The sequence below is a fragment of the Bacillus shivajii genome (assembly GCF_020519665.1).
In the GTDB taxonomy this organism is placed as follows: domain Bacteria; phylum Bacillota; class Bacilli; order Bacillales; family Salisediminibacteriaceae; genus Bacillus_CA; species Bacillus_CA shivajii.
In genome coordinates, this window is sequence record NZ_CP084703.1 from 1,796,970 (window position 1) to 1,817,831 (window position 20,862).

Annotated in this window: 24 protein-coding genes; 16 read left to right on the forward strand and 8 right to left on the reverse strand. The window is 35.1% G+C overall.

Annotated elements, in window-relative coordinates; all coding sequences use genetic code 11:
- The first annotated feature begins 75 nt into the window (after nucleotides 1-75).
- From LGQ02_RS08760 to LGQ02_RS08770, 3 genes are read left to right on the forward strand one after another with little or no spacing between them, the layout of a single operon-like run.
- Nucleotides 76-798, forward strand: a complete 723-nt coding sequence (locus tag LGQ02_RS08760) for a DnaD domain-containing protein (protein WP_226517801.1) — start codon at nucleotides 76-78, stop codon at nucleotides 796-798.
- Nucleotides 799-811: 13 nt separating this feature from the next.
- Complete coding sequence (nth, locus tag LGQ02_RS08765) at nucleotides 812-1,471, forward strand: endonuclease III (RefSeq protein WP_226517802.1); 660 nt, start codon at nucleotides 812-814, stop codon at nucleotides 1,469-1,471.
- Nucleotides 1,468-1,986 carry a YpoC family protein gene (locus tag LGQ02_RS08770; protein WP_226517803.1) on the forward strand — a complete coding sequence of 173 codons (519 nt, stop codon included), beginning with the start codon at nucleotides 1,468-1,470 and terminating at the stop codon, nucleotides 1,984-1,986. The genes nth and LGQ02_RS08770 overlap by 4 nt, the downstream gene beginning before the upstream one ends.
- Before the next feature lie 40 nt (nucleotides 1,987-2,026).
- Here LGQ02_RS08770 and LGQ02_RS08775 read toward each other — a convergent pair whose 3' ends face one another.
- Nucleotides 2,027-4,633 (reverse strand): transglycosylase domain-containing protein, encoded by a 2,607-nt coding sequence (locus tag LGQ02_RS08775; protein WP_226517804.1) that lies wholly within the window; start codon nucleotides 4,631-4,633, stop codon nucleotides 2,027-2,029.
- A 39-nt stretch (nucleotides 4,634-4,672) separates the two neighbouring features.
- Nucleotides 4,673-5,281, reverse strand: a complete 609-nt coding sequence (recU, locus tag LGQ02_RS08780; protein WP_226517805.1) for a Holliday junction resolvase RecU — start codon at nucleotides 5,279-5,281, stop codon at nucleotides 4,673-4,675.
- A gap of 123 nt (nucleotides 5,282-5,404) precedes the next feature.
- Here recU and LGQ02_RS08785 point away from each other — a divergent pair, with 123 nt between their 5' ends.
- Nucleotides 5,405-6,361, forward strand: a complete 957-nt coding sequence (locus LGQ02_RS08785) for a DUF2515 family protein (protein ID WP_226517806.1) — start codon at nucleotides 5,405-5,407, stop codon at nucleotides 6,359-6,361.
- 43 nt (nucleotides 6,362-6,404) lie between these two features.
- On the opposite strand, the gene LGQ02_RS21265 is transcribed toward LGQ02_RS08785, so the two are convergent.
- Nucleotides 6,405-6,527 carry a hypothetical protein gene (locus LGQ02_RS21265; protein WP_264184009.1) on the reverse strand — a complete coding sequence of 41 codons (123 nt, stop codon included), beginning with the start codon at nucleotides 6,525-6,527 and terminating at the stop codon, nucleotides 6,405-6,407.
- Between the two features lie 184 nt (nucleotides 6,528-6,711).
- Between LGQ02_RS21265 and LGQ02_RS08790 the strand changes: the two genes are divergently transcribed.
- From LGQ02_RS08790 to LGQ02_RS08800, 3 genes are all read left to right on the forward strand, one after another.
- The gene (locus LGQ02_RS08790; RefSeq protein WP_226517807.1) at nucleotides 6,712-7,239 is read left to right on the forward strand and encodes a MerR family transcriptional regulator; all 528 of its coding nucleotides are present in this window, start codon (nucleotides 6,712-6,714) and stop codon (nucleotides 7,237-7,239) included.
- A gap of 56 nt (nucleotides 7,240-7,295) precedes the next feature.
- Nucleotides 7,296-7,664: a YppE family protein gene (locus tag LGQ02_RS08795; RefSeq protein ID WP_226517808.1), complete on the forward strand. Its 369-nt coding sequence runs from the start codon at nucleotides 7,296-7,298 to the stop codon at nucleotides 7,662-7,664.
- Nucleotides 7,665-8,663: 999 nt separating this feature from the next.
- Complete coding sequence (locus LGQ02_RS08800; protein WP_226517809.1) at nucleotides 8,664-9,116, forward strand: TcaA NTF2-like domain-containing protein; 453 nt, start codon at nucleotides 8,664-8,666, stop codon at nucleotides 9,114-9,116.
- Here LGQ02_RS08800 and LGQ02_RS08805 read toward each other — a convergent pair.
- Together LGQ02_RS08805 and cbpA are read right to left on the reverse strand one after the other, a co-directional pair.
- Nucleotides 9,113-9,730 (reverse strand): trimeric intracellular cation channel family protein, encoded by a 618-nt coding sequence (locus tag LGQ02_RS08805; protein WP_226517810.1) that lies wholly within the window; start codon nucleotides 9,728-9,730, stop codon nucleotides 9,113-9,115. The genes LGQ02_RS08800 and LGQ02_RS08805 overlap by 4 nt on opposite strands.
- A gap of 125 nt (nucleotides 9,731-9,855) precedes the next feature.
- Entirely contained in the window at nucleotides 9,856-10,485 is a 630-nt protein-coding gene (gene cbpA / locus LGQ02_RS08810; RefSeq protein ID WP_226517811.1) for a cyclic di-AMP binding protein CbpA, read from the reverse strand.
- A gap of 170 nt (nucleotides 10,486-10,655) precedes the next feature.
- On the opposite strand from cbpA, the gene LGQ02_RS08815 reads away from it, so the two are divergent.
- From LGQ02_RS08815 to LGQ02_RS08840, 6 genes are all read left to right on the forward strand, one after another.
- Entirely contained in the window at nucleotides 10,656-10,916 is a 261-nt protein-coding gene (locus LGQ02_RS08815; RefSeq protein ID WP_226517812.1) for a DUF2524 family protein, read from the forward strand.
- 541 nt (nucleotides 10,917-11,457) lie between these two features.
- Nucleotides 11,458-12,930 carry an ATP-binding cassette domain-containing protein gene (locus tag LGQ02_RS08820; RefSeq protein WP_226517813.1) on the forward strand — a complete coding sequence of 491 codons (1,473 nt, stop codon included), beginning with the start codon at nucleotides 11,458-11,460 and terminating at the stop codon, nucleotides 12,928-12,930.
- 162 nt (nucleotides 12,931-13,092) lie between these two features.
- Nucleotides 13,093-13,476 (forward strand): group-specific protein, encoded by a 384-nt coding sequence (locus LGQ02_RS08825; protein WP_226517814.1) that lies wholly within the window; start codon nucleotides 13,093-13,095, stop codon nucleotides 13,474-13,476.
- Between the two features lie 427 nt (nucleotides 13,477-13,903).
- Nucleotides 13,904-14,548 carry a histidine phosphatase family protein gene (locus LGQ02_RS08830; protein ID WP_226517815.1) on the forward strand — a complete coding sequence of 215 codons (645 nt, stop codon included), beginning with the start codon at nucleotides 13,904-13,906 and terminating at the stop codon, nucleotides 14,546-14,548.
- Nucleotides 14,549-14,770: 222 nt separating this feature from the next.
- Nucleotides 14,771-15,340 carry a cysteine hydrolase family protein gene (locus LGQ02_RS08835; RefSeq protein WP_226517816.1) on the forward strand — a complete coding sequence of 190 codons (570 nt, stop codon included), beginning with the start codon at nucleotides 14,771-14,773 and terminating at the stop codon, nucleotides 15,338-15,340.
- Between the two features lie 207 nt (nucleotides 15,341-15,547).
- A complete protein-coding gene (locus LGQ02_RS08840) occupies nucleotides 15,548-16,441 on the forward strand; it encodes an AEC family transporter (protein ID WP_226517817.1) in 894 nt (297 codons plus the stop codon).
- Between the two features lie 5 nt (nucleotides 16,442-16,446).
- Here the strand turns inward: LGQ02_RS08840 and LGQ02_RS08845 are convergent, their stop codons facing one another.
- A complete protein-coding gene (locus LGQ02_RS08845) occupies nucleotides 16,447-16,983 on the reverse strand; it encodes a ribonuclease H-like YkuK family protein (protein ID WP_226517818.1) in 537 nt (178 codons plus the stop codon).
- Nucleotides 16,984-17,419: 436 nt separating this feature from the next.
- The gene (locus LGQ02_RS08850; RefSeq protein ID WP_226517819.1) at nucleotides 17,420-18,667 is read right to left on the reverse strand and encodes a YeeE/YedE family protein; all 1,248 of its coding nucleotides are present in this window, start codon (nucleotides 18,665-18,667) and stop codon (nucleotides 17,420-17,422) included.
- 145 nt (nucleotides 18,668-18,812) lie between these two features.
- Here LGQ02_RS08850 and kynB point away from each other — a divergent pair, with 145 nt between their 5' ends.
- The 3 genes from kynB (at nucleotide 18,813) to LGQ02_RS08865 (ending at nucleotide 20,288) form a co-directional block, all read left to right on the forward strand.
- Nucleotides 18,813-19,436 (forward strand): arylformamidase, encoded by a 624-nt coding sequence (gene kynB / locus LGQ02_RS08855; RefSeq protein WP_226517820.1) that lies wholly within the window; start codon nucleotides 18,813-18,815, stop codon nucleotides 19,434-19,436.
- Nucleotides 19,437-19,534: 98 nt separating this feature from the next.
- On the forward strand, nucleotides 19,535-19,843 hold the full coding sequence (locus LGQ02_RS08860) for a thioredoxin family protein (protein ID WP_226517821.1): 309 nt from the start codon (nucleotides 19,535-19,537) through the stop codon (nucleotides 19,841-19,843).
- 22 nt (nucleotides 19,844-19,865) lie between these two features.
- Nucleotides 19,866-20,288 carry a TlpA family protein disulfide reductase gene (locus LGQ02_RS08865; RefSeq protein WP_226517822.1) on the forward strand — a complete coding sequence of 141 codons (423 nt, stop codon included), beginning with the start codon at nucleotides 19,866-19,868 and terminating at the stop codon, nucleotides 20,286-20,288.
- Between the two features lie 342 nt (nucleotides 20,289-20,630).
- Here the strand turns inward: LGQ02_RS08865 and LGQ02_RS08870 are convergent, their stop codons facing one another.
- The gene (locus LGQ02_RS08870) at nucleotides 20,631-20,789 is read right to left on the reverse strand and encodes a hypothetical protein (RefSeq protein ID WP_226517823.1); all 159 of its coding nucleotides are present in this window, start codon (nucleotides 20,787-20,789) and stop codon (nucleotides 20,631-20,633) included.
- Nucleotides 20,790-20,862: the final 73 nt, after the last annotated feature.

Consider the following 20,862-nt stretch of genomic DNA (forward strand, 5'->3'; position numbering starts at 1 on the left):
GTATACTAAGAAAGTTAAATTAAAATCACTACATTTCATAAAGAAAAAAATATATCTATAGGTGGGGTGCTCATAATGAATGAAGAAGCAATTATACAACTCCAGATGTCACAGCCCTTCGCCATTCCTTCTGCATTAATGACACATTATTCTCAATTAGGATTATCTGAAGTACAATTTATGATCTTAATGCACATTAGGCAGTTTGAACAAGAAGGGAATATGTTCCCGACGCCATATGAGTTACAAGAAAGAATGTACATTGATGAATCCAACTGCACAAATGAATTGAAAGAATTATTAAGAAGTGGGTTTATTGCAATAGAAGAAAAGAAAGATGAAGATGGGAAGCTTTCTGAAGCATTTTCATTAAAACCATTATTTGAAAAGTTTGTCCTTCTGTTAAATGATAAACAAAACGATAAACAGCAATTTACGAAACAACAATTAGAAGGACAATTATTTCGACGTTTTGAAGAAGAGTTTGCAAGACCTTTATCTCCGATGGAGTTAGAAATGATTTCGATGTGGCTTGACGATGACGCTCACGATCCAGAAATTATTGAAGCTGCGTTAAGAGAAGCCGTTGTTTCGTCTAAATTAAACTTCCGATATATTGATCGGATATTATTTGATTGGAAAAAGAATGGTGTAAAAACGATCCAACAAGCAAAAGAACACGGTGAGAAAGTTAGGCAACACCATGAAAAAAGGTTCCAGAATAGAACACAAGCTACACCTCAATCAGATAAAGTAAAACACCCCCAATATAATTGGTTGTATGGAGAAGAGGACTAACGGAGGAGAGATTATGTTAAACAAAAAAGAAATTGAACACGTTTTGTATACAATGGGAGAGATGTTTCCTGAGGCAGAATGCGAATTAACTCATTCAAATCCATTTGAATTAACAATTGCTGTTGTCTTATCTGCACAAGCAACAGACGCCCTTGTTAATAAAGTTACTCCAAAACTATTTGAGAAATATAAAACTCCAGAAGATTACGTTAGTGTATCATTAGAAGAATTAGAACAAGATATCAAATCAATCGGACTTTACCGTAGTAAAGCTAAAAATATAAAGAAGCTTAGTCAATCTCTCATTGAAAATTATAATGGAGAAATTCCTTATGAAAGAGATGAACTCGTTAAACTTGCTGGTGTAGGTAGGAAAACTGCAAATGTGGTTGCTTCAGTAGCCTTTGATGAACCTGCGATTGCAGTAGACACTCATGTAGAACGTGTAAGTAAGCGACTAGGTATTTGCCGTTGGAAAGATTCTGTACTAGAAGTAGAAAAAACGTTGATGAGAAAAATTCCTAAAGAACAATGGTCTGTTACACATCACCGTCTTATTTTCTTTGGACGATATCATTGTAAAGCTCAATCACCAAAATGTGATGAGTGTCCGTTATTAGAATTATGTCGTGAAGGGAAAAAGAGAATGAAAAAAAGAGGAGTTATTGTATGACGGACAAGTTGTTAGTTCCTAATCAATTTCAATACTCTCCATTTTATAAAGAAGGGGATGAAATTGAAAAAAATTCTATAGACCAAGAAATCATTCGTGATAATTCCTATTTTGCTTATGATATTTGTGCTTGTTTAAAAGTGAGTCTTCCTTATGAACCTTGGCAGTCGCCTCAATGCAGTATTAAACGTATAAGCGCTGCTTGGAAAGAGGAAGGACAGGAGCTGTTAAAAGAATGCTTCCAAAACCGAGATCGTAAAACAGCGAGGCCAATTATGTTACAATATACGAGTTTATATATTCAAGCGATGTTTTGGGCGAACAGTCATGCTGTAGAGACGTTAGAAAACATTCCTTCTCAATTAAACGAGTTTTCTTATAGTCCAATGAATATTCAAGAAAGAATTTCTTTTGTTCTAGACAGCCCAGATCACTATCATGCATTTACTACGTTAGATCAACTTTATCAAGAGTCAATGAAGAAGTGGGCAGTTTATTTTACTAAGAAACATTGATAAGAAGGTAAAAAAAGAGCCAGGCATTATGCCCTGGCTCTTAATCATTGTCCTCGTCATTGTCATCTTCATCATCGTCATCATCATCTTCCTCCTCATCGTCTTCGCCAATGAGGTCGTCTATTACATCATCGTCATTGTCATCTTCATCATCTGGAGGACCGTTACCATTATCCGATCCTCTTCCATTGCCTCTACCATTATCTTCATCAGATTCGTCGTCACCTTCAAAAAGGTCGTCTAACTCATCGAGAAGACCTTGTTCTTCTGGAACCGTTACTTCAACAGTAGCTGGATCACTTGTAAGATCTTCGTTTTCATCAGCAACAGCCGTTACTCTTATTGAATAAGTCGTATCATATTCAGGGTTAGACAAGATATACCCTAAATCTTTTGTTATATCAATTAATTGATATTCTTCATCGTTGTTGCTTCTCAGTTCTAGTTTAAAGCTAAACTGATCGATGAATTCCTCATTATAACTCCAGTTAACTTGAATCTCGTGATCATCTTCATTGTATTCAGCTTGTAATCCTTGCACTGGTTCAGCTTGTTCATATTCATCTGACACATCTGTTGGCTCTGTACCTCGTACAAAGTACTCATGAATAATCTCACTTTCTGGAGTGAAATCACTTGGTAATAAGCCTGTTGAACGTTCAATACCAACACGAACGACAGAATCAGGCTGAGTAAAGTCTGACGTATCACGATTTTGATGAGCAAAAGTCATAACCTCTCTAAATAAGTCACGTGCAATAAACTCTTGATGGTTATCATATGCGATATATCCTTTGTCAATTGATTCATATCCTGTCCATACGGCAGCGGTTATGTTCGTAGAATAACCTGCAAACCAAGCATCGCGTATCCCACTTTGAATATTATATTGCTCACGTTCATCTGGTGTAAAGTTCGTAGACCCTGTTTTACCAGCAATTGGTACACCAGAAACTGCGGCTCTTTGCCCTGTACCAGATTGAACGACGGTCTTTAACATATCTGTCACCATAAACGCTGTATAGTCATTCATAGCGATGGTTGAATCTGGAGTGAGGTCAATGGTTTGGCCATCTGGAAATTCAATTTTTCTAACTGTATGTGGTTCATTATATTCCCCATTGTTTCCAAAGGCAGCATAGGCTCCGGCCATATCATAAGAAGAAACGCCAGTATCAAAACCACCAAGAGCATACGATTCATGGAATGTATCTAATGGCAAGCCTAATCGCTGACCAAATGTTTGGGCCTGGTCATAGCCAACTTCGTTAAGTGCTTTAACTGCAGGGACGTTTTGTGAGATTCGTAATGCCTCTCTCATAGACATAGGACCTCGATAATCACGACCAAAGTTTCGTACTGGATCACCAGTTGTTTGATAATTATAAGGCTCATCAACAATTTGATGATAAGTGGACCATTTTAATTCTTCAATTACAGGACCAAATGATAGGATCGGCTTGATTGAAGAACCAGGTTGACGTTTCGGCTGTGTTGCCCAATTATATGTTCTTTGCGCTTCAGATGGTTCTCTCATGCCACCTAAAGCAAGCACTTCACCATTTGTTGTATCAAGAACGGTAATCCCAGCTTGGAAATGTTCATCAGGATATTGAATAACTTCTCCTGATTGCATAACATGTTCGACATGAGCTTGTAGGTCTTGATCTAATGTTGTATGAATCGTCATACCAGCCGTATAAATATCACTAGGTTCAATGCCTTCAATATTTTCAACTTCTCGTTGAACTTGATTAATAAAAGCTTGGTAAGCACCTGTTTCAAGTTGTTCACTTTGTTCAAGTTGATCTTCAACCGGAACATTTCTAGCCGCCTCAGCTTCTTCAGGGGTGATTTTTTCGTGACGTTCCATCAAAGAAATCACCGTGTTTCGACGGTTTTCTGCAGCTTCAGGGTTGTTAAAAGGATTAAAATGGTTTGGACGCTGTGGAATTCCAGCTAATAGGGCAGCATCTTCAATTGTAAGTTCGTCGAGTTCTTTATTAAAGTAATAATTTGCTGCTGAAACAACACCATATTGAGAAGGGGACCCTGAGAAAAATATTGCGTTTAAATACATTTCTAAGATTTGATCCTTCGTATACTGTTGTTCTAGACGAATCGCTAAATATTGTTCTTGAATTTTACGAGACATCTGCTTATCCATTGATAAGAAAAGGTTTTTTACAACTTGCTGTGTGATCGTACTAGCACCTTCTGCACCAAAGCCACCTCGGACATTTGCGACAACAGCACCACCAATTCGACGTAAGTCAATTCCAAAGTGGTCATAAAAACGAACGTCTTCTACAGATAGTACGGCATCTTTAAGCACGTCAGGGACGTCTTCTATATTTACATTTCTTCTGTTTTCAGAAGCTTGAAGAGTGGTTAAAAGCTCTCCGTTTCGATCAAGTATTTCAGGGTTTTGTGCTAACGTTAATTTTTCTTCATCTAAAGGAGGTGCATCTCGAATAATTGCAAATACACTAATTGCACCAACAACAAACATAACGAACATCACAATACCTAATGCTAATAATATTTTTTTCAATGCGCCTTTAGGTTTTCGTTTGCTCTTGGAGTTATTATTTGATGATTGCTTTACTTTTCTTCTTTCTTGTCTTGTACGATATTCATCTGACATCGTAGCATCTTCCTTTCAATACACAGTTGTGTACAATGTTTAAACATTAGAAATGATTTTATCAATGATTTTTAAATAGTCAATTCTAGGATGAAGACCTAATGGAACTTTATATCCTTTTGACTCAATATCATTTTTCGGAATGGATTTTCTCTTTTTGTCTTTCTCTTGAAAATAAGGGATGATGTCTTGGGCAAACATAAGATATATTTCATCTGTAACGCTGAAGCGTAAAATAGCAAAAGTAATTCCGTTTTGTTCAATGACTTGGCGCATATGATCAATTTGGTGATCGTGAAAGTTTTTTAATGGGAAGCTTGTTTTATTTTTGGTTTCTTTTGCTTCAAAATCGATATATTTGCCTTTATAAACACCATTATAGTCAGTTGTTGATGGTTTTTTAAAGTATGCTTCCGTAACAACAGCAGCGCTTCGCTTCGGATAATGAACATTCACAATTTGAAGTGGAGTGGGTTTTTTATGAATGAGTGCGATGTTACGGGACCTATAATATTCATTTGTCTCATTTAAGTCTTCTTCGAGTGTCATCCCTCGGTTACTAAAACGCTCATCTTTTTTGACGTTTTTTTTAGGTGAAAAGGTTGCATCTTTTGTATACTTTTTTCCGTTAGGATACCTTACAGTCATTTCATCACATCCTTTTTCTCCAAACCATCACTATATCTTACCATAACTCATTTCATTGAGAATAGACTTTTTGACTATTTTAGCAAGGATACACTCATAATAAAACAAAGGAGAGTTATTTCAATGGAAGAAAAAGGGATTGTACGACACATTCAAAATCAGACCGTAAGAATGAATGTTGACAACATTTCAAGAACAAAAGCATATCAGAAATTCTTCAAAAACCATCCAGAAATTACATGGGCGTATTTAGCGAGTATGGTTTCAAGAAATGCTGGGTGGAGTATGGCTGATTTATGTAGTAAACCTTATGTCATTTTATTGAAAAATGATTTGCAAAGACAATTATTTATTACTTATGAACGGGCAAACTGGCTTATTTTTTCAGATGCGTATCCACAACTACTTATATATGAATGGTCGAAACGAACAGGAAAAAGACAATTTCACTTGTTAGAGCATTTCCATGTCTCAAAATGGATCATCGCCCAATGGGAGCAGTTTTGGCTTACAAAAAATGAGGAACAACTCTTGCATGCATTAATTGTCAATGAACAACATCTCATTCAAGAACCGGTTATTGAAGCGCCCTTTTTTAAAAATAAAACGTTCCATCAGTTTGTTTATAAATGGCAGGAGCGCTTACATTTTAGTTATGTACTTTTTCCAACGTTTGAAGGTGCGTTATACGGTAGGTCGATCAAAGGATTTAAAAAAGTAGAGAACAGAATTGAACTAGGAAAACAACTCGGCTGGATATTAATGAAATCCCCAGAAAGGGATAAAATTAAACAATTCTTCTTGAAGGAAGAATTTACTGGGTCACGACAAGATTATCAGAAGTATATCAATCATACATTTCCACATACTCCAATTTTGAGAATCGTCTATCCGATCATTCATCATGAAGATAACAGAAGGGAAGATTGGTCTCTTAAGGACCGTTTTGATCCGGATAAACAATTAAACAAGCTTATTCAGTTGCAGGTGAAATATGATTTAACAGGTTGGTACGAGAAAAAACAAACGCAAATGATGGTCGCAGCCGCGATTGAAAACACGATATTAAATAAAAAATAAAACGAAAGGACGTTTGAATGTCCTTTCGTTTTTGCAATGAAAATTAAGTAGATGGACGGTTTGGACCTTCTGTTTTCTTATCTCCATACCCGCGCTTAGCTTGCTTTGCTTGGTTACCTGTCATATTTTGTTGCCTTTCAGGTGATTGTTTTCTTTGTTTCGCCAATGCAAACACCTCCATTCATCTTTATCCTTATCGTTACCTAACTTAGGAGAAAACATGTATGGTATCGAATTCAAGGTTATAACCACTTTCTTTGACGAAAGGAAACTAGTTTTGTCAATGGTGGAGGGAGTCGAAGGAAGGAGGAAGAATACTTTAGTAACACAATTTGAAAGGGGATCGGAACATGGCAAAGGTATGGAAAACAAAAGAGGTCGCTGCGGAGTTTCAAGTAAATCAGACAACGATTCAACGGTGGATCAAGCATTTTAATATTGAGTGTCAATTAAATGAAGTCGGTCATTATGTCATTGATGAAAACTCTTACAACAAGCTTTCCTACATTCATCAAGAAGTGAAAAAAGGAAAAAGGTTAAAACAAATTCAATTAACGAAGGAGGAAATCGTTATCGAGAAAAAGGAAAAAATGGTACCAGCCAGTACATTAGATGAAAGGTTTCATAAAATGTTGTTACAAATTGATCAGTTAGACAAGAAGCTACAGGAAAAGGCTGATGAAGTTGTTGAAGTACAAATGCTTCAGCATCGAAAAGAGATCGATGACGTAGGCACTGTCCTTGAAAAGTTAGATGAAAGAATCAATTATTTAGAGTCCGTGATTTCAGAAAAGGAAAACAAAATTGTATCATTAGAAGAAAAAATGAACATTCGAAAAAACAAAAAACGTCGTTTTGCTGAAATCTTTAGTTTTTAAAAACGCTTTAATTGCCATGAAACCTTTGCTAAAATCAACTTGAGGTGATTTACAACATGACAAATGAAGAAATAGATCATTTAGTTAAACTTTCAAATCAATTGTTAACAAAGAACCAAGAAGCTTTAAAGCATTTTGAAACATATCGTTTAAATAATGAACAAGCTGATTTCATGTCACTGATTAAGCCTTTTGCTGATGATGTCCATCAAAAAGCAGATGAATGGATGCCACTAGCAGTCCAGTTTATCCGTGATGAAAAACCAAAGTATCTTCACGAGAATCAAATAAATGATGCACACGAAAATATTCATATTGAGGCGGTTACTTGCTTTCAAGCGGATACGAAGAAGAAGCGTTTTCTAGAAAGAAATAAGTCCATTTACTACACAATTGACAGTTTGTTAAAGTCGATAAATGAATAAAGGTCTAGAAAAGTAATTCCGTTTAAAGGTAGAAAATAAAAAAACAGCTTTTTTTGGAGATAATTTGTGCCTGAATTATCTCTTTAACTTTTGGTTGATACGCAGTTGAAATACACTTCGCTTTCCACGGGCACGGCTTCAGCTAACTTTGGAAAGAAAACTTATTTCTTTCCAAAGTGGATCTTCAGCTCGAGCTGTTCCCGCTGGAGTCTACGTGTATTTCTACTGCTTCGGCCATCTAATCTTGTTCATTTGTATTTGAAGAAAACATCTTTTATAACAGTTTTCATTTTAAAGCTACTACCTCCGTATTCGATTGACAGTTTACCCCGGGGCTTGCCACTTTCATACGGTTATAAATATGATGACGTTAAGGAGGTACTCCTTTTTTTCTTTTAACTCTTACTTAAAAAGGCTGAGATTTATAAATGAAACAAAGCTCTATTCACATTGACTTTATAACTCAAGAAGTGATAGCCGTCTTATTGATAAAAGGAAATCCGTCAAAAATCCGAAGACTCCAGCGGGAAAAGCAATAGGCGAAGATTCAACAGGGCTTAAGCCCTGTTTAGCTGGGGCATTGCCCGTGGCAAAGAAGACACCGTGAATTAGAGCGAAGTGAAGGATGAACTGTTGTCGCGCTTGTGCCATGGGGTGAAAGCGAAGGAACTTTTGAACGGATATAATTCCTTATTCATTGACTCAAACGTCCATGGTGTATTTTATGTCGCACTTGCATCTTGAGCTGAAAGCGTCCGCCTGTTAACGGATTCGAGTGCTTATCTTAATAAAAATGAAAATAAAAAGGCAACATGTAAAACTAAATGGTAAACGTGTTGCCATTACTATTTTTTTATAGTTTTACACCTGGAAAACGGAACTACTTACTTTTCGTTTTGAGTGGCTCTTTTCTATATGGAGTATTTTCTTACATATACTTTTGGGTTACTTTTTTGTATACTTCTGAGAGTAGGTTATTAAAACTCGGGAGTGAAAGACGTGAGAAAGTTAGGGAAAACAATCGTCCTTTTTCTGCTTTTATTTATGATTACTGCATGCGCTGAAGATGAGAATTGGTATGTAGTAGAAGATGTGCAGGAAAGAGAAGATGTGGTAGAATTTTTGACTGATTATAATAATATGTGGACAAGAAGTTTAGAAGAACATTCATTTTCAATGATGGAGCCATTTTTTGTTGCGAATAGTCATGTTTATCATATGCAACGAAGACAACACCAGCAATTATTAAGTGAACGTAAAGTAGAAGAAGTAGTTGAGGTCATTGATAAAGAAGTGGAAGTAAGTGAAGCCGGAGAATATAAAGTAACGACCAATGAAGAGATTCAAGTGCGACAAGTAGACCAAGTCGAGGTGCAAGAACGAGCAAGGTCATACTATGTCGCAGATTCAGCACGTGGCTACCGAATTACTTTAATCGAACGGCAAGATTAAACAGATGAAGATTGTTGTGAAGGAGCCTTTACTGGAAGGCTCCATTTATATTTTACAGAAAGCATTCTAAAAGCAATGATTGCAATAAATAATAGCGTAATTTTCCAAGTTGTATCCACGATATTTAATCCGATAAGTAGTCCTCCAGCAAAAGCCCATAAAATATAAATCTCTTGCTTTAAAACTAACGGTTTTCTTCCTGCTAAAACATCACGTATCATTCCACCACCTGTTCCAGTTAAAACAGCAGCGACAATGACAGCACTTATAGGGTGTCCCATAGATGTTGCAAATAAAGCACCTTGAATAGCGAATGACGCCAACCCAATTGCATCAAAAAAGATTCCCCAGCGTTTCCATTGATGAAGCCATACTCTAGGAAAGAAAAAAGCAACGGTCATGACGATAAATGCCATCGTAAAAAGTGTGCCTTGTTCCCACAATGCTGAGACGGGTAAACCAATTAATAAATTTCGAATTGCTCCCCCACCAAATGCAGTTGCAAAGCCTAAAACGTAAACACCCATTAGATCATATTTTTCTTCCATAGCTACAGTGACACCACTAAGTGCAAAAGCAATCGTGCCGATGATATTAAACACGTCCCACGTCATTCCTTCACTTCCTCTTTCAATATTTCCCTTTTGAAACTTTAACACGAACTTCGGGTGTTCACTAGACTTATTTTATAAAATGGCCAATAAAAAAAGCCGCCCAGTATGGACAGCATTTTTATTGATTATATTTTCTCTATATCGAAGACGCGAAACCCTTCTTTTTCCAAATGCTTAATGACTGAAGTTAGTGTTTCTTCCGTAGTATTTTTCGGAAGGGTGACAAGCACCCGTCTGAAAAAAGTACTTTCATTATCTAATGTAAGCATACTTTGAATGTTCGTATGTTTTTTCAGGCTTGAAACGATCATATTTAACGCACCTTGATATTCGTGAGTTGAAATTGTTAATGTGTAGCTTCCAGTCTTAACGCCCCATGAGTCTTCAAGAATTGACATGACATTTGCATGTGTCAATATCCCTGTAAATTTATGATCCTCTTCATGAACGGCAAGGTATGGGTATTTTTTGATGTTTGTGAAAATGCGGAAAAATGATGCTTGTTCGTCGATATAAACAGATTCGTCTTCACAAAGGTCCATAACTGAATCTTCCCAGTTAACGGTTTCTTTAACAATTGCTCGATAAATGTCTTGTGCATAAATGTTGCCTTTAAAGTATGTAGCCGTTTTGTCTAAGATGGGAATACAACGAAATCCACTATCCTCTAGTTGTTGAAGAGCTTCCTTAATTGTATACGATTCTTTAACAAATGTTACTTCTTCTTTAGGAATGATATTATACTTAATTTTCACTGTTCATGCCCCTTTCTCAAATCAAGCTTATCATTATTATAAACGATAATAATCAGAAAAAAACTATAATTTTAAATATTGTCAAATGTATAAGTGTCATCATATATCGAATTCAATTGGTCGAATAAATTCATTTAAAAATGAGAAATTTAAGGATGGAGGTGGATGAAATGACAAACTCAAGTTACTTGCAAGGAGCAATCAACGAGATTGAGCATGTCATGACGAACGCAGAAGAACAATTAACTGCTTCTAAGAAAGTCCAGCCTGGTGATCCGAATGAATTCTCTGAGGCACAGTTGCAACTTGAAGCTGCTAATATGGAGCTTGAAAAAATACTAAGAAGCGCTACTGCAGAACAGAGAGATCAATTGCTGCGATTACAGCAACAAGTTCATCAGCTGCAAAATCGAATGATCCTAGGATTGTAACGGTAAAGACCTGTTTTTATCTAATATGATGAAGCAGGTCTTTTTATGTGTTTAAAGCAATGATAAGTTTTACTAAAATGTATCGAATATCACGCATTGGAGCTATCTAATAAAAATCGCATGCTTAAACATTAGCTTAAGTATATCTGTCTATATTTAGCAGATGTATTAATTGACAAAATTTGGTATGTGTTTTACTCTTATTACATTGTGAATGGAAGGGTGGAAATAAAAAATGATTCAATGATCCTAACTTTTATAGAAATCATAAATAGCTTAACTTATTTAAGTTTAGATTAATTTTCTTAATATCTAAATGCATATTTGTTTTGGCTATTTATGATTTCTTTGAGGTAGGATTATTGTGTAATGCTCTTTGAATAATGGCTAAAGTTGCAACCTCGGTCTATTTAGGTGTATTTAAGCTGTTATAGTCTGCATTGCCTCCTATCTCAAAATGGATAGGAGGCTTTTATTATTATTTAAATGAGCGATATATAAGAACTTTGTATTGGTGATTTTTTTAAAAGGAGAGGATTTAATGACTAGAAATATTCTTATGAAAAATATGACATTTAAATATTTATCTATGCTTAAACCTGTTTTTAAAAATGTAGAGTTAAATATCAATGAGAATTGGAAATTAGGACTTGTAGGGAGGAATGGTAGAGGGAAAACAACATTTTTAAAAATTCTTTTAAATGAACTTGAGTATGAAGGTACTGTACAGTCAACTTTAGACTTCAAATACTTCCCTAGCTATCCCGACAGTCAATACGATTTAACTGCTTTAGAAGTATTACAAAGATATGAACCAAATATAGAAGTTTGGAAAATAGAACGTGAATTAACGTATATGGGATTACCACCTGACATTTTATATAAGAAATTCAATGTACTTAGTGGCGGCGAACAAACAAAACTTTTATTGATTGAGTTGTTTTTAAGCGAAAATTCATTTCCTTTGATTGATGAGCCGACAAATAATTTAGATTTGTTTGGCAGACAAATCGTAGGTGAATATTTAAGTAATAAAAAGGGATTTATCGTCGTTAGTCACGATGAATATTTTTTGAATCAATTTGTTAATCATATCTTAGCCATTAATAAGGAATCATTGGACCTAATTAAGGGAAATGTTGATACTTGGAAAACCGAAAAGCAAAATGCAGATTTACTCGTGCAAGAAGAGAATTCCAAGTTAAAAGGTGAAATAAATCGGCTAAATGATGTATCTAGACAAGTAAATACTTGGGGGTTAAAAAGAGAAAACAGTACAAAGGATGCTTCTGAAAGAAGATTAGCTGCAAAACAAATGAAAAGAGCCAAAGCCATTAAAAAAAGAACGGAAGAATTGATTGAAGAAAAGCGAGGGCTTATTAATAATATTGAGGATATTGCAGAACTAAAGATGAATGTGGAACAGCCGAGAAAGCAAATAATGTTTCTACGTAATTTTTCAATACTGAGAGATGGAGCACTTTTATTTGAACCAATTAACGTAGATATTTATTCATCTGAACGTTTGTTCATTGAAGGGAAAAATGGTGTAGGTAAATCTACTTTAATAAATTTTATACTGGGGAAAGAACAGTTAGAAACTGTTGGTGACTATGAGATAACACTTCCTAAAAATCTATCCACTCTAAGTCAAAAAAATCAAGAAAATATAGATTTTTCTTCGCTAATGCATAAATTATCGTCTAAATCAGATAAAGAAGAATTTTTACATCTACTTCATCAATTAGGTATAAATCGAGCACACTTTTCAGACCCAACAAGTAAGGATTGGAGTTCTGGGGAGCAGAAAAAAGTTTTTTTAGCTAATGCACTATTAGGAAAAAATGAGTTATTTATTTGGGATGAAGTGACCAATAGCTTGGATATTATGGTTATTAACCAACTGATTGATGCTATAAAGAATTATAACCCCACAATGATTAGTGTTGACCATAATGAATATTTCGTTAGTTCCATAGCTACTAAAAAGATAGAATTAACCTCATTTTATTAAACAATAGTGCAAAGTTAAGGGCAGAAGTTTACTCTTTTTCAACAAAAGAGTATGCGTTAGTAAAATTTCGAGTTGCTATGGTGCAGCTCATTATTGTGCCAATAAACTGGAAAATGATGTTAAGCTAATGGGGAGATCAATTTAACAAGGAGAATTTAAACATTGAAAAAATTTTATATTGCATCGAGCTTTAAAAATATAAATACAGTTCGTTACGTTAGTAATGAATTAATTGATAAAGGTTATATTCAAACATATGATTGGACGAAAAATGATAGAGCTTCAACGATAGAGGATTTAAAAGAAATAGGAAGGCAAGAAAGAAATGCTGTGATGAAGGCTGATTTTATTATTGTATTATTACCAGCAGGTAAAGGAAGTCATATTGAATTTGGTATTGCATTAGGACAAGGCAAAAGAATTTATCTTTACTCACAAAATGATGAAGTAAATAATTTTGAAATAACCAGTACCTTTTACCATTTATCGCAAGTTGAGAAATGTATTGGAACTATAGATGAGTTGATTAAAAAAGTCACAAAATAGACTAGTGTTATTAAGCTAAAGGGTTACTTTGCTTAAATAAGAGTTAGCGTTTTTCTTTTTGTGCTGACGAGCTTAAGAGTGAATGTAAAATTAGGATACGAAAGTTACGAGGGGGGGAAATGGTTTATTCGTATTCTACCTAATAATTAAAACAGCAGTTTCAAAAGGTATAGATGATTCAAAGACAATAAAGGATTTGAAAAAAGAAATTAATGAGTTGAAAGAGCAAAAGTCGGAAGAGCGAAATAGGGTAGAATCTAAACACATTATAAATAGAAAAGCGTAAATCGTTCTTGCACGAAAGAAGATGTGATAGCACAACGTATAGTAACTTCTGTTATAGTGCTAAAGGAAAGAAGCATGAAATAAGAAAGTGGATGTATTTTACTAACATTACAGATATATTCAATAGTAATAGGAGGCATATATGCTAAATATTTATCTTACACGTCATGGAGAAACTCAATGGAACAAAGAAAATCGTTTACAGGGTTCGAAGGATTCGGAACTTACAGATAATGGAATCGAAAATGCAATCATGCTAGGAAAACGATTAAGTAATATTGATTTTAATGCCATCTATTCAAGTACAAGCGAAAGAGCTTTTCAGACTGCTAAATACATAACATTAGATAAAGATATTCCTATTTATACTAATGAAGATTTAAAGGAAATTCATTTTGGTGAATGGGAAGGTAAAACCAAAGAAGAAATACTAGCCATTAAGAATTATAATATTCAATTTCGGAATTTTTGGGATAATCCTCATACCTATAACCACAAACCTCATAAAGGTGAAGGATTAACTGTATTTAAACAGAGGGTAGAAGATGCTGTCAGAAGGGTTATTTCAGAGAACCATAATGGAAATATACTAATCGTTACTCATGCAGTAGTGATAAGAGCTATCCTGTCATTTACCATGAATATTTCAACTGAACAAATGTGGGAGCCACCTTTTATTCATGGGACAAGTCTTACAACCTTTAATTGGGATGGAGAACAGTTTAATTATAAAATGATAGGCGATACATCCCATTTTATGTCTGAGACTAAATTATATTCTGGTTAAACAAGCTTGAATTCTATTACTCCACTAACGGAAGCGATAGCACAAGAAGCTGTCGGTACTCTTGGTCCGCAAACGGGGAGGCAATTAGTTGCTGCGCATCATTAAGAAAATACGTTATCACGCGTTAATGAATGGCTATCTACATAAAAGTCGTAACCATACTCATACGAAAGAATCGATGGTATAATGGGTTTAGCAAAATGGTGAGGGGAGAGGGTTTGTGTGAAAGCGTTAATCGTCATTGATTATACGAATGACTTTGTTGCAGATGAAGGGAAATTAACTAGTGGCGAAAGAGGTCAGTCGATTGAAGAACGCATAACTGAACTGACAAAAGAGTTTATTGACCATAATGATTACGTAATTTTTGCAGTTGATGTTCATGAAGAAAATGATCCATACCATCCTGAAACAAAGCTATTCCCACCGCATAATATACGCGGTACGAAAGGGAGGAAGCTTTACGGACAGCTTGGTATGTTATTAGATAATACATTCCGTGAAGAAAAAGAAAATATTGAGTGGATCGATAAGACGAGATACAGTGCGTTTCAAGGTACGGATTTGGAATTGAAATTGCGTGAGCGAAACGTTCATGAAGTACATCTGACCGGTGTTTGTACGGATATATGCGTGTTACATACTGCTGTAGATGCATATAATAAAGGGTTTTCCATTGTTGTTCATCAAGATGCGGTAGAGAGCTTTGATCCAGTAGGGCATAATTGGGCGATAGAACACTTTAAAAATACACTTGGAGCAAAAGTATTTGTTAGTGGCAAGGAAAGATAATGAATGTTTAAAATGACAAAGAGATGATATGCTCGGCAAAGCATCTAAATCGAGATGATTGCCGGGCGTTATTTTTTGCACTTTAATGTCACTAAAGGATGAAAGTGTTACGACATAGAAGTCTTTCGTCATAAGGGGTTGGCGATCAATCAAGGTTGTTTTAATGTTAATGAGCTGAAAAAATTCAACCATATTGGAGGTGAAGTCATGTTATTTATCGAAGTCGTTTTTCCTGTCGTACTTGTTTTTATTATTGGTTATATTGTGCAAGCTTGGAAGAAAGTGAATTTAACCCCTATTTCAGTCGTTACAATTTATATTTTAATTCCTGCTTTAGTTCTCGTAACGTTATATGAAAAAGAGTTATCGATCGATTTTTTTTACATCGTTCTGTATGCCTTTATATGGTTGTTTTTAATGATTATTATTACGAAATTGTATAGTAAATTGATGAAAAAAGATGAAAATACAGAAAGTGGATTGATTCTTTCAACAGCATTTATGAATGCTGGAAATTATGGTGTACCGATTATTTTATTTGCTTTTGGAGAGGCTGGTTTTGCATACGCGATTATCTTTATGGTGACGCAAACCATCATTATGACAATCTTTGGGGTTTATTATGCTGCAAAAGGTGGAACGGGTGTACGAACTGCGATCAATACAGTCATGAAGATGCCGGCTACGTATACGTTAATTTTAGTCATTATTCTACAAATAGGCGATATTCGAATCCCAGAACCGTTGTTTAATCCAATTGAACTTATTAGCCAGGCTGCGATTCCAGTGACGATGCTTTTATTAGGGATGCAGTTAGCAGGGATCAAGTTAAATAAATTAGAATGGTCAAATATTTCATTTGCCGTTAGCTTACGTTTAATTATTTCACCAATCCTAGCTTTTGGTGTAACATCACTGATGCCGATTTCATCACTAATGCAAACCGTCCTTATTATCGTAAGTTCAATGCCAACTGCAGCAACGACGACCATTTATGCGATTCAATTTGAAACAAAGCCACATCTCGTATCAAGCGTAACATTAATTAGTACGATTTGTAGTGTGTTTACGATTACGTTTTTATTAATGCTTCTCGTGTAAAATGATTACTTTGTGTATCTATTTGCATAAGCACTAGCAACAAAGGATTCGGGTTTGATTTTCGGTTCAATTCCCATCGACTCGATTCGTGACATCATCTCACGAACAAAATATCTAGTTTTGTTACGACTTAAAGCACCGATATCAATATGTCCTTCAACTGTAAATGTTGCACCTTTGTATACGTGTGGTAAAACAATATGAATTAACTCGTCTTTCCTTTTTTCCGTAAACATTGAGACGACTTCTTCAGTTAATGATGTTTCATATGAGATCTTCTCATGTAAATTTGTCATTCTTCTAGGGACAGCTACTTTTCTTATACACGCCCAAGCACCTTTTCCTTCTTGTTGAATGACAATACCAGTCACAAACCTTGTGTAGGTAGAGTGAACTTGACTATCAGTACCAAACATTAATCTATATTTACCATTAGGATCACGTTTCATAAACTGGACAATCCGTTCAAATACTTGTTCAAAGGATAAGTTTTTTTCTCGTAAATTTTCAAATGAGTAATTCATTACTTGAAAGTTTCTCATAATGGTCCACCACATCGATCCTTTCTCAAGAAAATGACCTTTTTACACCTTTTGGAATTAATTGTATTGTGTGAAAAAGGGATGGTAAAAATACACATCATGTTAGGAAATGACGATCTTTTGTTATTCCTTTTACTACATGTCTATTCTTTATAATTATTATTGGTGATGGTTCAATTTTATTAATAGAGACAAGCTAACTTTTAACTTCATAAAAAAAGTTAAATGAAATATGATTATGACGTATGAAATGCCGAATCCATTATGTTTAGAAGCACATGCTTCTTCGCTTTCTGTAGTGGAAAAACATCATAATTAATAGACGCAAAAAAGCCCTAATGGACCTATGACGGGGGAGGAAGGCCATTGGGGCTTTATATATATATAACTCAAAACAAGAAAAGAGACTGACCTTTTTAGTCAGCCTCTTTATTAATTAACAGAATTCATCAGTTGATTTAGGATTTTTTATACCGAATAGAGGGCGAATAAATAGAGCAACATATGTCCCAATCATTGCAAAAATCATCCATACCCAACCGTGAACACTAAATGATGCAATACCACCGAAATAAGCTCCGATGTTACATCCGAAGGCAAGTCTAGCACCGTAACCCATTAACAATCCACCTAAAATAGATGCCATAATGATTTTAAATGGAAGCTTTTTTGTAAAGCTTAGTACGCCACCTGCAGCTGCGGCCATGGTTGCACCAATAAAGATACCAAAGTTCATGACACTTGTTCGATCTGCAAAAATTGATTGCTCTAGTTGAACTTCACGTGAACCAGACCAATACCCCCATTGCAGGACATCGATACCAATAAATTGTGCAATTTTAGATCCCCATAAAGCAAAGGCACTAGTGATTCCCCAAGCAGAACCACTCACCATTAACGTTAGTGCATTAAATACCGCTAAAATAACTGCAGCAGCCCATAGTGGCCAAGCACCGCGGATGATTTTCTTCCATCCTGAGGCTGTTGGAAGTACAGCCATTTTTGGCGAGCGACGTTTTTTAGCGACATAAAATGTTAAGAAAATTATCCCACCGAAGATTGCTAATTGAAGGATCCATGCACCGAAGAAGCCAAGTCCTGTGTGCTCTGCAAGAGAAAATCCTGGAAGATTTGGTGCAGTTTCTGTCCAAAATTCAAAATGCCAAGCTCCGATAACAGAGCCGATTATAAAACTAATCAACACAATGATAGCAGACGTCCTACCTCCACCGATTTGGTAAAGAACTCCGGAAGCACAACCATTAGCTAGTTGCATACCAATTCCAAATAAAAACGATCCGACTATGACACTTGCTCCAATTGGTGCAACAGAGCCAGAAGGGTCAACGCCGAAAAAGCCGATACCAAAATGTAAGATTGGTGCAAATAATGTGATAGCTACAGCTAACATAAGCATGTGGGCACGTAATGCTTCCCCATTTCCTACAGCCATAAATCGCCTGAATGCAGAAGTAAATCCGAATCTAGCGTGGAAAAGTGTATATCCAAAAATAAGTCCAAATGAAGATAAAATAAACATTTGTAATCCAGAAATTGTATAGCTGACAATACCTAAAATTATATATGCAAAAAGACCGATGATGAATGGTTTTAACTGCATGGGTGGTAAAGGTGTTACTTCTTGTATTCTTTGATTGTTTTCATTCAATGACTGTAATGCCATATAAATCACCTCATATCCTATTAACCTTATAGGGATTATCTTCGAATTAAAGGATACTCCACTTCATTCCTAAAGTAAATATGTAAATGATATGTTAAAATGTTAAGAACATTTCATTATATTAAGTATGGGAAGGAGAGGTTCGATGAGCTGGATTGATATTTCACAAACATTAAAAGAAAAGATGGACGTTTGGCCAGGAGACACACATTTTAAATATGATACGACGATGTCAATTGAAGAAGGAGACTCTGTAAACGTAGGAACAATTACAATGAGTTCTCATACAGGAACACATATGGATGCACCATTTCATTATGACACTAATGGGCTGAAGTTACATGAGCTTCCACTTGAATATTTTCATGGTGAAACGTTGGTTATGGATGTATTAGGGAAAAAAGTAATAGAAGTTGATGATGTAAAGGGAATTGACTTTAAAGGTGTAAAAAAAGTTTTATTTAAAACAAGACAGAACGGTCCTGCAAGTTATGATGACTTTACAATACTTTCTCCACAATTAGCTACATATTTAAGTGAAAAGAATATTCATTTGGTAGGGGTGGATTCACCATCGGTAGATCCATTAACGAGTAAAGAATTAAAAGCTCATCATGCTTTAAAGGAGGCAAATATTTTCATTCTTGAAGGTCTCGTATTGAATGAAGTGAAACAAGGCTTTTATGAACTGTTTGCATTCCCTTTGAAAATTGAAGATGCAGATGGCTCGCCAGTCCGCGCCGTATTAAAGGATAACAAACGTACATAAGCTTTACGGAATGATCCGTTTAAAAAACTCAGGGAGTCTCTGAGTTTTTTCTTTTTTTGTGGTGTGGTATAGTAACAGTGGTTGATGGGGGTGCATATATGGAAACAATTTATTCAGAAGAAGAACTTACGAAAATACTAAAAAACGATTCTCACTTTATTTATTTTTTTACACCTATTTGTGGAACTTGTCATATTGCACATCAGTTTTTAACAATCATTGAAAAATTAAATACATCTCCTACTATTCATATGGTAGACATTAATTATATAAAGGTGTTGGCTAAAAAGTGGCAAATAGAAAGTGTGCCATGTCTAGCATATATCCGTCATGGTGAAATGAAAAAGAAATTATATAAGTTTGAGTCTGTTACAAATGTTTATCAATTTATTCAAGAAGAAATGTAAACCAACATAGGAGGTACAACAGGTGACGGCACCAAATTTTCAATTACAAGATATTAAAACAGGAGAACCTATATCGTTAGAAAAATATAAAGAAAAAGCAATCTTATTAACCTTTTGGGTTTCGTGGTGCCCTGATAGTCAGCGGGACTTACCGAATAAAGAACAACTTTATCGATCTATGAATACAGATGATTTAGTCATACTGATGGTTCATGTATCAGGGAGAGAAGGTACAGCTGAAGCAGGGGAAAAGTATTATGATGAAAACAACTTTACTTTTCCGTGTGCAGTTGACGATGGTACAAAGGTTTATGACCGATATCAATGTATGAGTGTTCCGACAACATTTTTACTAAATAGTAACCATGAAATCGTTGCAAGGTTTAACGATAAAGCATCATTTCAAGAGATGATCCAGGCAATAGGGAATGTTTTAAACCAGTAAATAGAAAGAGACTGATATGGACAAATTAAGTAGTTCCCTTTTCGAGGTAATAAACAATAAAATCAATAGAATGGCAACGTGTTTAACATCAAGTTTTACATGTTGCCTTTTTATTTTGGTTTTTATTAAGGTAAGCACTCGAATCCGTCTGAAGTGAAGTTCACACTCATCATTCGGAATATCGCATCATATTTTGAGTTATGAAATTGATTCATATATCAACAAAATAAAGGAGATAATTCAGGTACGCGAATTACCTCCAAAAATGAGTTGTTATTTTCGTCTTTTTCCCTTTAAACGGAACTACTTATGGGTAAATTGTCAGTCTCTTTTTTTGATCCGCTAAATACGGTGTGCTCTTTTTAATTCGCTTAGTTCATCTTTTGCTTCTTGCGTTTTTTGATTAAAAAAGTCATTTTTATTTAGGGAAAGTTTTGATAGTAGGAAGAAGAAATAATATGTAAGCCTTGCTTGTCCTGTTGATTGTTGAATGAGTAGCATATAACCACACCTTTTTAACATGATTTCATTTTATATTATACAAAAATAGGGCAAAGAGCAAAGTTGTTTGGGT

Excerpts from the sequence above, each read along its gene's own strand:
- LGQ02_RS08770 (WP_226517803.1), top strand. The coding sequence starts at position 1,468 with ATGACGGACAAGTTGTTAGTTCCTAATCAATTTCAATACTCTCCATTT.
- LGQ02_RS08845 (WP_226517818.1), bottom strand. The coding sequence starts at position 16,983 with ATGAGAAACTTTCAAGTAATGAATTACTCATTTGAAAATTTACGAGAA.
- LGQ02_RS08795 (WP_226517808.1), top strand. The coding sequence starts at position 7,296 with ATGACAAATGAAGAAATAGATCATTTAGTTAAACTTTCAAATCAATTG.
- LGQ02_RS08860 (WP_226517821.1), top strand. The coding sequence starts at position 19,535 with ATGGAAACAATTTATTCAGAAGAAGAACTTACGAAAATACTAAAAAAC.
- LGQ02_RS08775 (WP_226517804.1), bottom strand. The coding sequence starts at position 4,633 with ATGTCAGATGAATATCGTACAAGACAAGAAAGAAGAAAAGTAAAGCAA.
- LGQ02_RS08830 (WP_226517815.1), top strand. The coding sequence starts at position 13,904 with ATGCTAAATATTTATCTTACACGTCATGGAGAAACTCAATGGAACAAA.
- LGQ02_RS08760 (WP_226517801.1), top strand. The coding sequence starts at position 76 with ATGAATGAAGAAGCAATTATACAACTCCAGATGTCACAGCCCTTCGCC.
- LGQ02_RS08805 (WP_226517810.1), bottom strand. The coding sequence starts at position 9,730 with ATGACGTGGGACGTGTTTAATATCATCGGCACGATTGCTTTTGCACTT.
- LGQ02_RS08815 (WP_226517812.1), top strand. The coding sequence starts at position 10,656 with ATGACAAACTCAAGTTACTTGCAAGGAGCAATCAACGAGATTGAGCAT.
- kynB (WP_226517820.1), top strand. The coding sequence starts at position 18,813 with ATGAGCTGGATTGATATTTCACAAACATTAAAAGAAAAGATGGACGTT.
- recU (WP_226517805.1), bottom strand. The coding sequence starts at position 5,281 with ATGACTGTAAGGTATCCTAACGGAAAAAAGTATACAAAAGATGCAACC.
- LGQ02_RS08870 (WP_226517823.1), bottom strand. The coding sequence starts at position 20,789 with ATGCTACTCATTCAACAATCAACAGGACAAGCAAGGCTTACATATTAT.
- nth (WP_226517802.1), top strand. The coding sequence starts at position 812 with ATGTTAAACAAAAAAGAAATTGAACACGTTTTGTATACAATGGGAGAG.
- LGQ02_RS08785 (WP_226517806.1), top strand. The coding sequence starts at position 5,405 with ATGGAAGAAAAAGGGATTGTACGACACATTCAAAATCAGACCGTAAGA.
- LGQ02_RS08820 (WP_226517813.1), top strand. The coding sequence starts at position 11,458 with ATGACTAGAAATATTCTTATGAAAAATATGACATTTAAATATTTATCT.
- LGQ02_RS08790 (WP_226517807.1), top strand. The coding sequence starts at position 6,712 with ATGGCAAAGGTATGGAAAACAAAAGAGGTCGCTGCGGAGTTTCAAGTA.
- LGQ02_RS08840 (WP_226517817.1), top strand. The coding sequence starts at position 15,548 with ATGTTATTTATCGAAGTCGTTTTTCCTGTCGTACTTGTTTTTATTATT.
- LGQ02_RS08850 (WP_226517819.1), bottom strand. The coding sequence starts at position 18,667 with ATGGCATTACAGTCATTGAATGAAAACAATCAAAGAATACAAGAAGTA.